General features: G+C 57.0%; 12 protein-coding genes. 1 reads left to right on the top strand and 11 read right to left on the bottom strand.

Annotated features, from left to right (window positions below; translation table 11 throughout):
- Nucleotides 1-21: 21 nt before the first annotated feature.
- From N0M98_RS22990 to N0M98_RS22975, 4 genes are all read right to left on the bottom strand, one after another.
- A complete protein-coding gene (locus tag N0M98_RS22990) occupies nt 22-654 on the bottom strand; it encodes an iron-containing redox enzyme family protein (RefSeq protein ID WP_249865119.1) in 633 nt (210 codons plus the stop codon).
- 473 nt (nt 655-1127) lie between these two features.
- On the bottom strand, nt 1128-1991 hold the full coding sequence (locus tag N0M98_RS22985) for an alpha/beta hydrolase (RefSeq protein WP_249865120.1): 864 nt from the start codon (nt 1989-1991) through the stop codon (nt 1128-1130).
- Nucleotides 1992-2171: 180 nt separating this feature from the next.
- Nucleotides 2172-3572, bottom strand: coding sequence for a M23 family metallopeptidase (locus tag N0M98_RS22980; protein WP_249865121.1), 1401 nt, complete (start codon nt 3570-3572; stop codon nt 2172-2174).
- A 176-nt stretch (nt 3573-3748) separates the two neighbouring features.
- Entirely contained in the window at nt 3749-4078 is a 330-nt protein-coding gene (locus N0M98_RS22975; RefSeq protein WP_249865122.1) for a DHCW motif cupin fold protein, read from the bottom strand.
- A 592-nt stretch (nt 4079-4670) separates the two neighbouring features.
- Here N0M98_RS22975 and murI point away from each other — a divergent pair.
- Complete coding sequence (murI, locus tag N0M98_RS22970; protein ID WP_249865123.1) at nt 4671-5441, top strand: glutamate racemase; 771 nt, start codon at nt 4671-4673, stop codon at nt 5439-5441.
- A 100-nt stretch (nt 5442-5541) separates the two neighbouring features.
- Here murI and N0M98_RS22965 read toward each other — a convergent pair whose 3' ends face one another.
- The 7 genes from N0M98_RS22965 to N0M98_RS22935 form a co-directional block, all read right to left on the bottom strand.
- The gene (locus tag N0M98_RS22965) at nt 5542-6957 is read right to left on the bottom strand and encodes a HEAT repeat domain-containing protein (protein WP_259619295.1); all 1416 of its coding nucleotides are present in this window, start codon (nt 6955-6957) and stop codon (nt 5542-5544) included.
- Between the two features lie 248 nt (nt 6958-7205).
- Nucleotides 7206-8696, bottom strand: coding sequence for a sulfatase (locus tag N0M98_RS22960; RefSeq protein ID WP_259619294.1), 1491 nt, complete (start codon nt 8694-8696; stop codon nt 7206-7208).
- Nucleotides 8693-10015 carry a sulfatase-like hydrolase/transferase gene (locus N0M98_RS22955; protein WP_259619293.1) on the bottom strand — a complete coding sequence of 441 codons (1323 nt, stop codon included), beginning with the start codon at nt 10013-10015 and terminating at the stop codon, nt 8693-8695. Before N0M98_RS22955 ends, N0M98_RS22960 begins: the two co-directional genes overlap by 4 nt.
- Nucleotides 10012-10980, bottom strand: a complete 969-nt coding sequence (locus N0M98_RS22950; protein WP_259619292.1) for an ABC transporter ATP-binding protein — start codon at nt 10978-10980, stop codon at nt 10012-10014. Before N0M98_RS22950 ends, N0M98_RS22955 begins: the two co-directional genes overlap by 4 nt.
- Complete coding sequence (locus N0M98_RS22945) at nt 10946-11947, bottom strand: ABC transporter ATP-binding protein (protein WP_259619291.1); 1002 nt, start codon at nt 11945-11947, stop codon at nt 10946-10948. The genes N0M98_RS22950 and N0M98_RS22945 overlap by 35 nt, the downstream gene beginning before the upstream one ends.
- Nucleotides 11948-12046: 99 nt before the next feature.
- On the bottom strand, nt 12047-12904 hold the full coding sequence (locus N0M98_RS22940; RefSeq protein ID WP_249865129.1) for an ABC transporter permease: 858 nt from the start codon (nt 12902-12904) through the stop codon (nt 12047-12049).
- 278 nt (nt 12905-13182) lie between these two features.
- Complete coding sequence (locus tag N0M98_RS22935) at nt 13183-14169, bottom strand: ABC transporter permease (RefSeq protein WP_259619290.1); 987 nt, start codon at nt 14167-14169, stop codon at nt 13183-13185.
- Nucleotides 14170-14197: the final 28 nt, after the last annotated feature.

The raw sequence follows: 14197 nt of genomic DNA, 5'->3' as shown, positions 1-14197 counted from the left end.
ATTGACAGCCCCTCCTTCGGTTTATCGGAACCACGAAGCGAGCATGGCATTCAAAGATTCGCAAGTATACGCAACCAGATGCTCCGCTTCTTTAAGCTCTTTTTCGTTCATTTCCTTAATCAGGTGGTATACGTCGCTGTGCTCTTCATCGGCTTCGCAGTGAACCTCCCAATATTCCAGATTGGTAAACCCGGCCTTCTGCAAAATGTCGAATGCGTGCAAATACATCGCATGGGCGTACCCTTCGGCCGTGCTGTTCACCAGCAGCAAAGACAAGTTCTCGCTCATCGAGCTTACCGCGCGATACTGCAGGGAGATGAAATTTTCGGTTTCATAATTAGGAAAAGCTTCCTCCGGATCGTCCAGCCCCAAATCCAGCATCCATTTGCGCAGCATCTCGGCATGATCCTTCTCTTCCTCGTAATGTGTCGAGAACACATCGTGGTCTACGTTCGGGAACCGCTCCCAGCGCAGCTTCAGCAGCTCTCCAAAATGCTTGGACAAATGATAAAGATGCATACACCATTTAAAATCTTCGGCTTTGGCCGACTCCGGAAACCGGGTAAAAAAAGGGTTGGTCTGTTTCGCTTTCTCGAGCTCGCTGGAAATTATCGCCGAAATCGATTCTACCACTTGCACCTGAACTTGGGTCATCACTTTTCTCTCCCTGTTTTTTATTTTCTCCAGTATGTCCTGCTGCGCATATACATCCTTTTATTACCTTACATGTATGTTATCGGTTTGACAATCCTTAATTTTAATATTTTTACATAATATTCATTTTTTTCGCGAAGGCCATAACCTATTCGACGGCAAATGACAAAAAGAACCTCATTTCCCGCTTTACGTCAGGGATACAAGGTCCTTTTACCGCTCTTTTTTCCATCCGACTTCTAAAAGGGTGATGAAAAAGTCCGCTGCGGCGGCGATTTGATCCTCCAATCGCTGTTGAAATCGGATTCTTTGGATTGTTTTTTCGTTTTTCTGTGGAGAGAATCCGTTTTCAAAGGCGAACGCTTACGCTTCTTCAGATTGCTCTCGCTTAGCGAAGTTTGCTTTTTCACCACGCTTCCAAAAATGCCGGGGAAGACCGCGCAGGCGTAAAACGTCTGCGGAGGCCGCCCCGGCTATGGGCGCAGCGCAAAGCGCAAAGCCCGGCTGATGAGAACCGGCAGGACGGACACATGGCCCTCGTCCTCAAACTGTTTGAACTCCGCCCGCACGCCGCGGTTCGCAAGAGAAGCAAGCCGCTGCGCCATCTCCATGGCATTCCCGTTCATTCCGCTCGGATGGCGGCCCTCCAGCTCACCGACCGCTATCAATACGTCCACATTGCGCTGCCCCGGGGAGTGAATCTGCTCCAGCTTCTCCGGAAATTGCCGCTCCTCTTCAAGAATACATCGCCGGTTCCAATGAATGGACGGGCTCCCTGCGATATACGTTTGAAAAGCTTCGGGGCGGGTGAACAGCGTATGCAGCACAAAAAGCCCTCCCAGCGAATGGCCGAAAATCGTTTGCCTGCCGGAATCGACAGGATAGCTTTGTGCGATTTGCGGTTTCAGATCCTCTTCGATAAAAGTCAGAAAAGCGTCGGCTCCGCCCTGCTCCGGCCATGGAGTGCCGTCGGGCTTCGCCGGAAGCTCTTCAATAGGAACGGGCAGCGTGAAATCGTAATACCGTTCAGGGGCGAACGGCTCTTCGGTCCGGTAGCCGATGCCGACGACGATAGCGGGTACGACTCCGGTCTTCTCGGGGCGGCGCGACTGCACTCGTACCGCCTCCACCATCGTAGCGAATACCGCATTGGCATCCAGCAAGTAAATGACTGGAAATCCCGATGGCGGCGGCTCCTGAACCGGCATCGCCACGCTGATCCGATATTCGCGGCGCTCGCCTCGGGAAACGATGCTGTAACGCCGTGTATGATGCAAAGCCGCTTCGCCGCTTTCCCGCACGAGGTTGCCGGCTTGTTCGTTGGATATACGAGCCATTGGATGCAGCTCTCCTCTCCAGTTGATGTTTCTCCATCTGACTGACTCGCTAAGGCAGTCCGTTCTATTATAGAACTTCCTTATATTGGCTGACCATGGACGATATACGGAATTCATTGTGACGTTTTCCCGATCGGAGCTCCTGGCAGACGGGCCGGCTCCGGCAGGCCGTCCTGCCCGCTAAGACTTGTCCGTCCATTGAAACGGAGTCGTATTGAAATACAAATCCGGATTCACCGGCACATTATGCGCCCAGAACGTAAAATGCAGATGAGGGCCCGTCGAGAAGCCCGTCGACCCGACCAAGCCGATAATATCGCCGCGCTTCACGCGGTCGCCCGTTTTGACGCGCAGCTCGGACATATGGGCATATTGCGAAAACAGCCCCATCCCGTGGTCGATATAAATGGAGTTGCCCGTCAAATACAAGCTGTCCGCCAAGGCCACAATGCCGTCGTTAGTCGCCTTGATCGGCGTCCCCTGCTTCGCCGCCAAATCCAGCGCCAGATGGGAGCCGCTCAGCTTGCCGTTGACATAGCGCATATGCCCGTACGGCGTCGTCAATATCCCTTCGATCGGCTTGAGAAACGGCTCGGTGAACAAAAAGTCGGGCTGCGACTTGCTTCTCGCCGCATCGATTCTCTTCTGATCCGCATCGATCCGCTTCGTGTCCTGCCGCATGCTGTCCAGCTCTTCCGTCACCTGAAGATACTGTTTGGGAAAATTTTTGGCAAGCACCTTAAGCGTTTGATCGCCGATCGGATAATCCCCCGGCTTCACGTCTGTCCCTACGGGCAAGTAAGTGAAGTATCCGGCTCCGGACGGCTGCAGCGCATAGGTTTTCCCCTGCCACTCCACTTCGCCCGGCTTATCGCGGCGAACGAGCACCGCATCGCCCTGGCTGACGGAGCTTGGCATCAAGTACCATTCCGAGCCGATCGCTTGCTTGGCCTGCCCAGCCGAAGCGTAGCGCGAAGCCTCCGCGGCCCGCTGTTCGATCAGCAGCTTCTCCCGCTCCAGCGCTTCCTTCACCTCTCCGGTAACTTCCGCCTTCCACGTCGCTCCGCCGTCGGTCGTAATGAACAGCTTGCCGCCCGCTTCACCGTCGTCGTTCACGAGAGCCCAGCCGATCCGGTCGGTCCAAAACTGCGCTTGCTTCACCGTATACTCCCGGGATTGATACTGCAGAGCCGTTATCGTCTTAGCCCCGTGCAGCAGCCGCATATCTCCTTCATCCGCAGCGGAAGCCTGCTCAAGCTCCGGAACGGCGTCCGCCGCCTTCCAAGTCATCCCTCCGTCGGAAGTGATCATAACCGCGTCTTCGAACCGGACCCAGCCGTGCTCCAGATCGTTCATCTCGAACTCGGCAGCTTGTTTATACTTCGGCGCTTGTGCCTGCGCGTTCTGCTGCCGCTCCCCTCCGGCATGTCCTCCCATAGGCCAGGCAATATACTGCCCCTTCCATAGACCGTAGCAAACCCCTACGCCGAGCGCCGCAACGAGCACCCCCGACAGCAGCAGCCCGGTCCGTCTTGATTTGCGTGCTCTAGCCGCTTTGCCGCGCTTGCGTGATTCCATCATCTTTACCCCCGATGCATTCCATAATATGGAGTAATATACTCTATATTCTATCATATTTTCGGACCGGTCGTTCTGGCGGAGCCTTGGCCCGATGACGTTACCAATGAAAAACCCTCGCAAAGCGGCTGTCCGCTTCATGAGGGTCCCTTGCGAAGCTATTATTCCATGATCTTCGCCTAGTCGACGATAAACAGCTTGGCTCCCGTTTCGGTCGAGGAACGGTGCGGTTCCGCCTGATCCGCCACCTGATAGCTCATGCCGGACTTTAATACAAAAACCCTTCCGTCCTTCAGCTCGGTTGTCAATTCGCCCTCCAGCACAAGCAGAACATGGCCGCGGCTGCACCAATGATCGGCGACATACCCCGGCGTATATTCAACCATGCGCACGCGTATGTTTCCTATCTCAAGCGTTCTCCAGTAGGCTTCTCCCGTCTCGCCTCGATGCTCGGTCGGTTCTACGGCGCTCCAATCCATGGTGCCGAACGGCACGTCTACGATGTTCATCTTTTTCTCCTCCCGGTTCGTTTTCACTCTGAACCCCTGCGCCTCATCCCTAATACAATGAACTTAAGATGTCGCATCAGGCGCGTAGCATAGCCTTAGGGGAAAAACTCGAATAATCCGCTAACCGCAAATCCGCAGTTGTCGGCCGGAGCCGTTTTCTCTATCCGCTGCAAGCTTTCCCCTTCGCCCATCCCCGCCGGTTCCTTTCTTTGGTCCGTAAATATCATTATATCACGTTCGCAAGAAACGCGGGCGACGCGGCAAGCTCGAAACGAGCTTTGCGCTCCAACGTAAAACGGCGGATTAAAGAAAGCGGAGGCCTGCCGATACGAAAAAGCCAGATGAACGTGCAAGGCCCGCCAAGGGCGTCCCATTCCTGCTTTGCACTCGAAATGCGAACCTGTTAACCTTATAGTCGGGGTCTTTTTGCGCTGTGGACCTCCTAAACGCCAGGCATCGAACCAATACTGCAGACTGCCGGCCCCGACGGCCCCGCGCCCGGGCGGTGCAAACCGACCGGTAGATTTTTGCAGATGACCGATATATAGGAATCATTCACGAATAATTGTTGTTGAGAGGAACGGTGAGTACGATGAAAATAGCATTTTTCGATTCAGGATTAGGGGGACTGACCGTCTTATCGGAAGCGATGAATCAGCTGCCTCATGAGGATTTTCTTTATTTTGCCGATACGCTCCACGTTCCTTACGGCCCCAAACCGAAGGACGAGGTCAGGAAATATATTTTGGATTCGATAGATTCCATTATCCATGAGGAGATCAAGGCGATCGTCATCGCCTGCAATACGGCTACAAGTCTGACCATACAAGAGCTGAGAGGTCTCTACGACATTCCTATTATAGGAATGGAACCCGCCGTGAAGCCTGCGGTGGAGATGAACCGTTCGACGGGAAAAAGGGTACTTGTATTCGCCACGCCGCTGACGCTCAAGCAATCGAAATACAACGACCTCGTTTCGCGCATCGATAATTTACATATCGTGGATTCGCTTCCTTTGCCCGAGCTGGTCGAATACTGCGAAGCGCTTTGCTTCGATAAGACGATCATCAGCGACTATTTCCTGGGCAAGCTCGCTCCCTTCAATCTCGACGATTACGGGACGATCGTGCTCGGCTGCACGCATTATCCGTTTTACCGAAGCTTGCTTCGGGAGCTGCTGCCCGATCATATCCGAATCGTGGACGGAAGCGCCGGCACGGTCAAGCGGCTCATTCAGGTTTTATCCGAACGGGAGATGACCAGCCTGAACGGCAGCTGTCGGATCAAATTTCTGAATTCAAGCGGATCTGCGGAGTATACGGACAAGATGAAGCGGGCTCTCGGCCTGCTGAGGAATGAATAGCGGCTGTTCATAGCACGCAAAGCCCCCGCTCCCCTAAGGAATAGCCTTAAGGGAATGAGGGCTTTTTTACCGATTCTTATGAACGTCATGAAACGTTTTTTTACGGATAAAACGTGCTTTGCGGCGTCGTTGTCGGGCACCAGCGGGATTTGAGCAGGAAGTCGATCAGCACGTCCTTGGCCGCTTCCGTGCCGATATAATGCAGCGCTTCCGCGGCATGGCCGCGCACGTAGCGGTTCTCGTCCTCCAGCGCGATCTCCAGCTGCGGCACCGCGGCGTCGGCCGCCGCTCCCATACGGCATAGCGATAGTCCGGCAATGAAGCGCACCTGTACATCCTCATCCTTCAAGCAGCGGATCAGTCCGTCCACCACTTGGTCGGCAGGCGTTCCGACCATGGCCAACGCCTCGGCTACCGTCTGGCGGACGACGACGTCCGTCTCGGGCTCCAGCAGCCGGATCAGCTGCGGCACGGCCGGCGCCGCAAAATGTCCCAGCTCGCCGAGCGCGAACGCGGCATGGACGACGGTTTGCGTCCGCCCGTCGGAGAGCGCCGACGTCAGGCCGTCCACTGCGCCCGCTCCCGCGGCGGACAAACCGTACGCCGACGTGCGCGATACGTTGACGCTGTCATGGCGCAGCCCCTGCAGCAGAGCCTGGATGCCCGCATCGCCCATGCCGGCCAGCGCGTACGCCGCATTCAGCGCCGTCGGCTCAAAGGCGTCTTCCAGCCGCGATGCCGTCTCGCGCACCTTGGCCTCATCGGCCTCTACCGAATCGGCCAGACTGCCGACCTCTCCGCACAGCCAGTTCCAGGTGTCTCTCCACATGTCGTCATGCTGCGCAATATCCGTACTGAAGGAGACCGGCTTTTTCCATTCGCGGTCGAGACAATCCCAGCTCGGCTCTGCAGGCGCTTCTGTCCGCATAAATTCGAACTTCAGCATATAGCGCGGCTTGCCGAGAATATTCGGAGTCGAGCGATGCCATATATCGTAATGAATCAGCGCGAAGGTCCCTGCGCCGCCGCTGGCTACCGCTTCGCCTTTCACGTCGTCTTCGACGAACGTGCGGCTCTCGTAATTTTGCGTGCCCGGCATAACGCCCGTAGGTCCCAGCTCTACCGGAGTATCCTGCGGGAAGTACATGATCATCGCCCACCACGGATGATGGTTACGCATTTTTTTGTAGCCCCAGTAGCTGTCTTTATGCCAGCCTCCGGCCTTCGGCGAAGCGTTGAAATGGCCGTGCCGGTGCGTATGCATCAGGTAATTGGGACCAAGAACGCTGGTGAGCGCTCCCGTAACGACCGGATGGTCGAACAGCTTCTGCACTTCGCGGATACGCGGCAGCAGATTGTTGCCCGGATTTCCTTCCTGTTCATACACATGGTTAAGCTGTTCGGTCAAACGCTGATGAAATTCCGCAGGAAAATCGGTTTGCAGAATCAGAAACCCTTCGGTAACGAATGTTCTCATTTGCTCGTCGGTTAAAAGCACTGGCATTTGGCGACCCATGAATACAACCTCCTTAAGTGATCTTGATTCACATTATAATCATCCCGGAGCCAAGAACACATGGAGAATGCTAAGTCAAGTTTGCACAAAAGTAAGGATTTATCGAACAAAAGCACGGACGCGTGCCGAGTTAATCCGCAGGCGGAAGCTGAGATAACCTCTGTCCCGCCGTTCATCCGTACGCGCACCGCCGAAGCCTGCGAGCCCCGGCAAGCCGCTCATGACCGGCCGCAGCATCGGCTTAAGCCTTATCCGTCCGCGAGCCCCAGCCTCTCGTACTGCTCCGGCGGCGCATCATTGCTCTTCATCAGCCGGAGCATGTGCGCGGTCATCCGCTCTTCGATCTCTTTGTCCTGAATCGGCCGCTTCTGCTCCGGGTCGGTCTGAATATCGAAGAGCAGCGTGCCGAACCGGTGCGCCGGGATGTAGCTTCCCGACTTAATCTTGAGCGTCCGGACGCCTTTGGTAAAAGAAAACGGCTCGGCCAGCTCCAGCTCCTGCAGCTCCGCGGGGCTGAACATCGACGCCATATGCGCCGGCATCAAAGTGTAGTTATAGAGCGGGCTGTTGTCCGGCCGCACCGGCGCGCGCATGTACACGTACCGCCCGTCGGTGCAATTCACATGCGCCCCGTGGATGCCGAACAGCGCCGCCTCCCGGCCAGGCTCGGCCGCAGCTCCCGCCTCCGCTTCCCACGCCCGGGTCAGCGGCACGCCCTGCATATCGGTCGGCGTCTCCGCGCCGAAGTAGTCGAGCAGCGTCGGCGCGATGTCGATCATCTGCGTCAGCGCGCCGCAGCGCTCGCCGCGCCTGCCGCTGCGCGGGTCCCATACGAACAGCGGCGTCCGGGCGATTTCGTTATAGAACGGCATTATATTTTTGGCCCACCAGTCGTGCTCGCCGAGCAAAAAGCCGTGATCCGTCGTGACGATCAGCATCGTATCCCGCCACAGCTCGTATTCGTCCATCGCGTCCATCACCTTGCCCAGATAAGCGTCGCACATGCTGAGCAGCGCAGCGTATTCGTATTTGCAATGCTCGGCTTCTTCCCTGGTCTCGCTCACCTTCTGATACTGGGGCCAGTCGAAATGTTTGCCGGTGTAATCATGGGGATATAAATCCTTATAGGCTTGATGCGAAAAGAACGGCTCATGCGGGTCAAAGGCCTCGATCTGCAGCAGCCAGCGGTCCTCCCCGCGGTTCGTCCGGATAAACTCGATACCCTCGGTGAATGTTTTGGCCTGAGGATGCGCCTCCTCCTCCGCCATATACTTGCGGTTGATCCAATCCTGGCGGAACAGCTGACCGCGGTAGCCTTCGTAGCTTCCGACATGCTCGGGGATCGGCGGGTCCGCCACCTCTCCTTTCCAAGGGTCGCCCTCCTGGCCTCTGACGAAATCCCAGGTCGTATATTGACTGTGATACGTCGCGCCTCCCGGCTCCCAATAGTGATAATGATCGCTGATCAGGTGAGAGTGCACCCCCTGCTTGCGCAGAATGGCGGGCATCGAGTCGTCGAACGGCTCCAGCGGTCCCCAGCTGCGATGCAGAAAGTTAAGCCGGCCCGTCAGCAAATCGCGGCGCGCCGGCATGCACGGCATGCTGCCCACCCAGTTGTTGTCGAAGGTCACGCTCCGCTCCGACAGCCGGCTGAAGTTCGGCGCATGCGTCCAGTCGCAGCCGTAAGGCGGCAGCATATGTCGGTTCAAGGAATCGAACAAGATCACAATCGCTTTCATGGGCGAACAGCCTCCTCCCGTAAGTTGTCGTACCATTGCCGCACTGCAAGCTCCAGCCTCCGCACGATGTTCGGATGCCGCTCCGCCAGATTGACCCGCTCGCCCGGGTCCGCCTCCACATCGGACAAATGCACGGCGTCCGCCGCCGTCCGGCTGAAATCGAGCTTGCCGTTCAGCACCAGCTTCCACTTGCCTTCGCGTACTGCCAGCTGCTCCCCGTACTCCCAGAACAGCATGCGCTCTCCGCCCGCCGGCGCCGATCCGCTTCCCTCGAGCATCGGCACAAGGCTCGTTCCGTCGATCCCGCAGCCTTCCCCGGAGACGCCCGCCAGCTCCAGAAACGTCGGAAAAATATCCATCATCGCGCACACTTCGCCGTTCGTCTCTCCTCCCTCGATCAAGGCCGGATAGCTGAGTATCGCCGGTTCCCTCACGCCGCCGTCGAACAGACTCGCCTTATGTCCGCGGAATACGCCCGCGCTGCCTCCGTAATACAGATCCTCCGTGCCGTCCAGCCAGTTGCGCGACTCGGTCGAAGGGCCGTTGTCGCTGGAGAAAAAGATGACGGTATCCTCATAGACGCCCTTGCGCTTTAACGCCGCTACGATATCGCCGACCCCGTCGTCGACGGCGGCGATCATGGCCGCCATTATTCTGCGGTCCGGAGGCAGGTCCGGAAACCGGTCGACGTACCGCTTCGGCGCATGCATCGGGTAATGCGGGGCGTTGTAGCCCGCCATCAGGAAGAACGGCTCCTCCACCGGGCAAGCCTCGATATATTCCACCGCCTTGCCGGTGATCATCTCCGTCATATACTCGCCGTTCTCCCACACCTCCTGCTCGTTATGCCACAGATCATGCACCGGGTTCACGCCGCCCGCCTGCTCCCAGTAGAAAATATGCGAGTAATAGTCGATGCAGCCGGCGCGAAATCCGAAAAATTCATCGAAGCCGTGCGCGTTCGGTCCGTGTTCCGCCGAGGCCCCGAGATGCCATTTGCCGAACAAGGCCGTCCGGTACCCGGCCGCCTTCAGCGTCTTCGGCAGCGAAGGCAGAGACGTCTTAAGCCCGGCCGTCCCTCTCCTGCCGCCGAGAATATGGCTGACGCCGGCCCGCGCCGGATATTTGCCCGTCAGCAGCGCCGCCCGCGAAGGCGAGCATACCGGCGAATTGGAATACCAATTCGTAAAGCGGACGCCCTCTTCGGCCAGCCGGTCGAGATGCGGCGTCTTCATCTGCGAAGAGCCGTAGCAGCTCAAATCGCCGTAGCCCAGATCGTCGCAGTACACGATAATATAATTCGGCCGTTTTTTTGTCATCGTCCTTCTCCTCCTCCTTGAGCGTATAAATGGCAGAGCACGCTCCGCCCGCTTTCCGTTTCGACCGCCGCAACCTGCGTCGCGCGGCACACGTCTTTGGCCGACGGACAGCGGTGATAGAAGCTGCAGCCGGCGCCGGAGACGGGCTCTCTCTGCACATCCGTCACCGGCTCCTCCTCCGCGGATCTCCACGGATCGGGAGAGGAGTACAGCAGCAGCTTCGTGTACGGATGCTGCGGGCGCTGAATCAGCTCCTCCGCCGGTCCGTATTCCATCACTTGACCGGCATACATGACCATGATCCGGTCCGCCATATAGCGCGCACTGCCCAAATTATGCGTAATCAGAATCAGCGACAGATCCTCTTTATCCTTTAAATCGAGCAGCAGGTTCATAATGTCGACGCCGATGGACACGTCCAGCATCGATGTCGGCTCGTCGGCGATAATCACCTTCGGATTCAGTCCTAGCACCTTGGCGATGACGACGCGCTGCTTCTGTCCTCCCGACAGCTGGTAAGGGTACTTGTCGATAAAGTCCTCCGCCGGAGCAAGCCCCACCTTGCGCAGCAGCTCCAGCACCCGCGGGCGGGTATCCCCTTTCACCTGCCGCTGCACCTGCATCGGGCGGCCGATAATATAGCCAATCGTATGATGCGGGTTCAAGGCGGCGAACGGGTCCTGGAAAATCATCTGCACGAAGGTCGGCAAGCGGCGGCGCAAATCCCGGTTTTGCCTAAGCGCCTCCCCGTTGTAATAAATGTCGCCGTCCGTAGCCGGAATCAGATTCGTCAGCATCCGGGCGATCGTGCTCTTGCCGCTGCCCGATTCGCCGACGATCGCCAATACCTCCCCCCGCTCCAGGGAGAACTGAACGTTGCGCACCGCCTGAAACTGCTTTTTCTTGAACATCGAACGGGATGTAAACGTCTTACCGAGATCGCTCACTTGAAGCAGAGACTTCATCGTATACCCCCTCCTTCGAATATAAATAGCAGGCGATCTGCCCTTGCGCATCGGCTTGCATCATCGGCTCTCTGCTCCGGCATTGAGGCAGCGCATGCGCGCAGCGCGGCTCGAATTTACAGCCGGCGGGCGGACGGATCAGATCGGGCGGGCTGCCCGGAATGCCCGTCAGCCTCGTTCTCGGGCCGGATAGCGACGGGAAGGAATTGAGCAGACCCCTGGTATACGGATGCCTCGGCTCCTTCAGCAGCTGATCCCGCGACGCCACCTCCACCAAGCGGCCCGCGTACATAATGCCGATCCGGTCGCACATCTCCAGCATCAGCGGCAGATCGTGAGTAATGAACAGCACGGAGAAGCCGAACGTCCGCTGCAGCTCCAATATTTTACGGATAATCCCGTTTTGTACGACGACGTCCAGTGCGGTGGTCGGTTCGTCCATAATGACCAGACTCGGCTTGAGAGCCATCGCCATGGCAATGACGACCCGCTGCCGCATGCCGCCCGACAATTCGTGCGGATAGCTGTCCAGCCTGTCAGCGGGCAGGTCGACCAGCTTCATCAAGGCGGCCGCCCGCTGCCCCGCCTCCGCTTGCGCCGACGGCTCATGGGCGACAATCGCATCGATCAACTGGTCGCGGATACGCAGCACCGGATTCAGGTTGTTCATCGCGCTCTGCAGCACGATGGACATCTTCGACCAGCGCAGACGGTCGAACTGCTCGTCGGTCAGCGACGTGAGCTCCGTGCCGTCCAGCTTGACGCTGCCGCCCGTCACCTTGGCCGGATGCCTGAGCAAACGGCAAATGCCGAAGGCGGTCGTCGACTTGCCGCAGCCGGATTCTCCGGCAAGCCCGAAGATTTCTCCCTTTCCGATCGTAAAGCTGACGCGGTCGGCAGCCCTCACGACGCCTCTCGGGGAGGCGTACTCTATGCAAAGCTCCTGTACTTCAAGCAGATCTGTCAATGGGTCTCCCTCCTTATCCCCCTTGCTATGGCGGAAACGCCGGCCCAATCTCCCTGCGCCGCCGCTTCCATCGTCAGGCCGCAATCCGCTTGCGTCCCTCTACAGGGCCGCATTGCCGCGGTTCGCCCGGTATTTCTCCAGAATGCCGTTGCCGATCAGAATAAAGCCGAAGCACAAGAAGGCGATAGCCAAACCGGGCGGCAGTATCCACCACCAAGCGTGGAACATGACCGCATTATTCGCATTGGCCAAAGCCAGAATCGTCCCCCAGCTGACATTGGTCGGATCGCCCAGACCGAGAAAGCTCAGCCCCGCTTCCGCCAGCACGGCCTGCGTGGTGACGAGCACCTGATTGGCGAGGATGACCGGCACGATGTTCGGCAAAATTTCCCGGAACATAATTTCCGTATCCTTCATCCCCACCATACGCGCCGCCTCGACATAGCCGCTCTGCCGCTCGGACATCGTCTGGCTGCGGATGCTTCTGGCCATGTAGAGCCAGCTCAGACAGCCGATGATCAGAATCGTGCTGCCGACTCCCATCGAAGGCAGAAAGGAAGCGAGAATAATCATCAGCGCCAACGTAGGAATAATGAGAAATAGATCGACGATCCGCATCAGGGATTCCTCCACCCAGCCTCCTTTGAAGCCGGAAATGACTCCGACCGCGACTCCGATCACCGTCGTAATCAAACCGGCGATGATGCCTACCCAGAACGAGGTCCGCGTGCCGTAAATCATTTGGCTGAGCACATCCTGCCCGTAGCTGTCCGTTCCAAGCCAATGATCAAGCGACGGAGCGAGCCAAGAATCGAAACCGATATAGTTGACGGGATAGGGCGCAAGCGCCGATCCGAATAAAGCGATCACGGTAAAAACGATAAAGATGGCGAGCCCGATCTTCCCCTTCGCCCCCGGAAATGCAGAACTTATTGCCTCTGCTATACGCCGCATCATGAGCATACATACCTCCTTATAAACAATCCAAAAATCCGATTTCAACAGCGATCGAAAGATCAAACGGGCGCCGCAGCGTGATTGTTCGCCACTTATAAAAGTGTGGTGAAAAACGAGCGGAGGGGCCATTTGAATCTGGAAAAGCGTAAGCGGTCGCCTTTGAAAACGGATTTTCTCCATAGAAAAAGAAAACAACCATCCAAAAATCCGATTTCAACAGCGATTGGAAGATCAAATGGGCGCCGCAGCGGAATTTTTCACCATACTTTCATGCCCCTTTAGTTCAGCACCACCCGAGGATCGAGCAGCGGGTACAGCAAATCCGCAATCAAGTTGCAGACGATAACCGATATCGCGATGAACAGAAACGATCCCTGAATTAACGGGTAATCATGATTCAGTATGGCGTTGAAGGTTACCAGACCGACTCCCGGATAGGAGAAAACGATTTCCGTCGTAATCGCTCCGCCGATCACGTGGCCGAGCGAGGTCATGAGCCCGGTAAAAGAAGGCAGCAGCGCGTTTCGCGCTCCGTACATATATTTTCTGCGCCTGACGGAGACGCCCTTCGCCTTCGCCAGCAGCATATAATCCTCGGACAGCACGCGCATCAAATTGTTGCGAAGGACAAGAATATGGCCGGCGAGCGAAGCGATGATGAGCGTAAATACCGGCAGAAACGCATGCTTCAATATCGACATCAGCTTGCCCCACGCGGAGAAACTGTCGATGGCAGGGTCCACCGCCTGCCCCAATGGGAACCAGCCCAAGTAAAAGGAGAAAATCATGATGAAAATGATAGCGATCCAGAAAAAAGGCACCGAATTTAAGAAAAACGATGTAAACAGCGTAGAATTATCGAAAAACGACCCGGCCTTCCAGGCGCCCCGAATGCCGATCAGCCAGCCGACCAAATAGCTCAGCAGCGTAGCGATCAGCACCGTGCCGAGCGTCCACGGCAGCGCCTTCAACATCACGTCGGCGACCGGAGACGGATAATTGACGTAAGACACGCCGAGATTGCCGTGCAGCAGCTGCAGCAAATAGCTGCCGTATTGATGCAAGATGCTCGGATCGTCCAGCCCGAACTGGGCCTTTAACGCATTCACCACTTCCTGCGAGCCGAGCGCCTTCTCGGAGGCCAGCGCGGTAGCGGGGTCCCCCCCCATCAAACGGGGGAGGAGGAAATTCAAAGTGACCGCCATGTAAAGCGTAACAAAAGCAAAGCCGACCCTTTTAATCAAATACACGGAATTGTAGCGCACATAAGCACCTCCTGTTCAGCTTCAAGCC

The sequence above is a fragment of the Paenibacillus doosanensis genome, assembly GCF_025060755.1.
In the GTDB taxonomy this organism is placed as follows: domain Bacteria; phylum Bacillota; class Bacilli; order Paenibacillales; family NBRC-103111; genus Paenibacillus_S; species Paenibacillus_S doosanensis.
Note: the sequence above shows the minus strand (reverse complement) of the source record. Positions and strands in the feature narration are given on the sequence as shown.

What these genes read in the sequence shown, in the direction of transcription:
- N0M98_RS22940 (WP_249865129.1), bottom strand. Translation starts at nt 12,904, where the DNA reads ATGATGCGGCGTATAGCAGAGGCAATAAGTTCTGCATTTCCGGGGGCG.
- N0M98_RS22955 (WP_259619293.1), bottom strand. Translation starts at nt 10,015, where the DNA reads ATGACAAAAAAACGGCCGAATTATATTATCGTGTACTGCGACGATCTG.
- N0M98_RS22965 (WP_259619295.1), bottom strand. Translation starts at nt 6,957, where the DNA reads ATGGGTCGCCAAATGCCAGTGCTTTTAACCGACGAGCAAATGAGAACA.
- murI (WP_249865123.1), top strand. Translation starts at nt 4,671, where the DNA reads ATGAAAATAGCATTTTTCGATTCAGGATTAGGGGGACTGACCGTCTTA.
- N0M98_RS22990 (WP_249865119.1), bottom strand. Translation starts at nt 654, where the DNA reads ATGACCCAAGTTCAGGTGCAAGTGGTAGAATCGATTTCGGCGATAATT.
- N0M98_RS22950 (WP_259619292.1), bottom strand. Translation starts at nt 10,980, where the DNA reads ATGAAGTCTCTGCTTCAAGTGAGCGATCTCGGTAAGACGTTTACATCC.
- N0M98_RS22975 (WP_249865122.1), bottom strand. Translation starts at nt 4,078, where the DNA reads ATGAACATCGTAGACGTGCCGTTCGGCACCATGGATTGGAGCGCCGTA.
- N0M98_RS22985 (WP_249865120.1), bottom strand. Translation starts at nt 1,991, where the DNA reads ATGGCTCGTATATCCAACGAACAAGCCGGCAACCTCGTGCGGGAAAGC.
- N0M98_RS22980 (WP_249865121.1), bottom strand. Translation starts at nt 3,572, where the DNA reads ATGATGGAATCACGCAAGCGCGGCAAAGCGGCTAGAGCACGCAAATCA.
- N0M98_RS22960 (WP_259619294.1), bottom strand. Translation starts at nt 8,696, where the DNA reads ATGAAAGCGATTGTGATCTTGTTCGATTCCTTGAACCGACATATGCTG.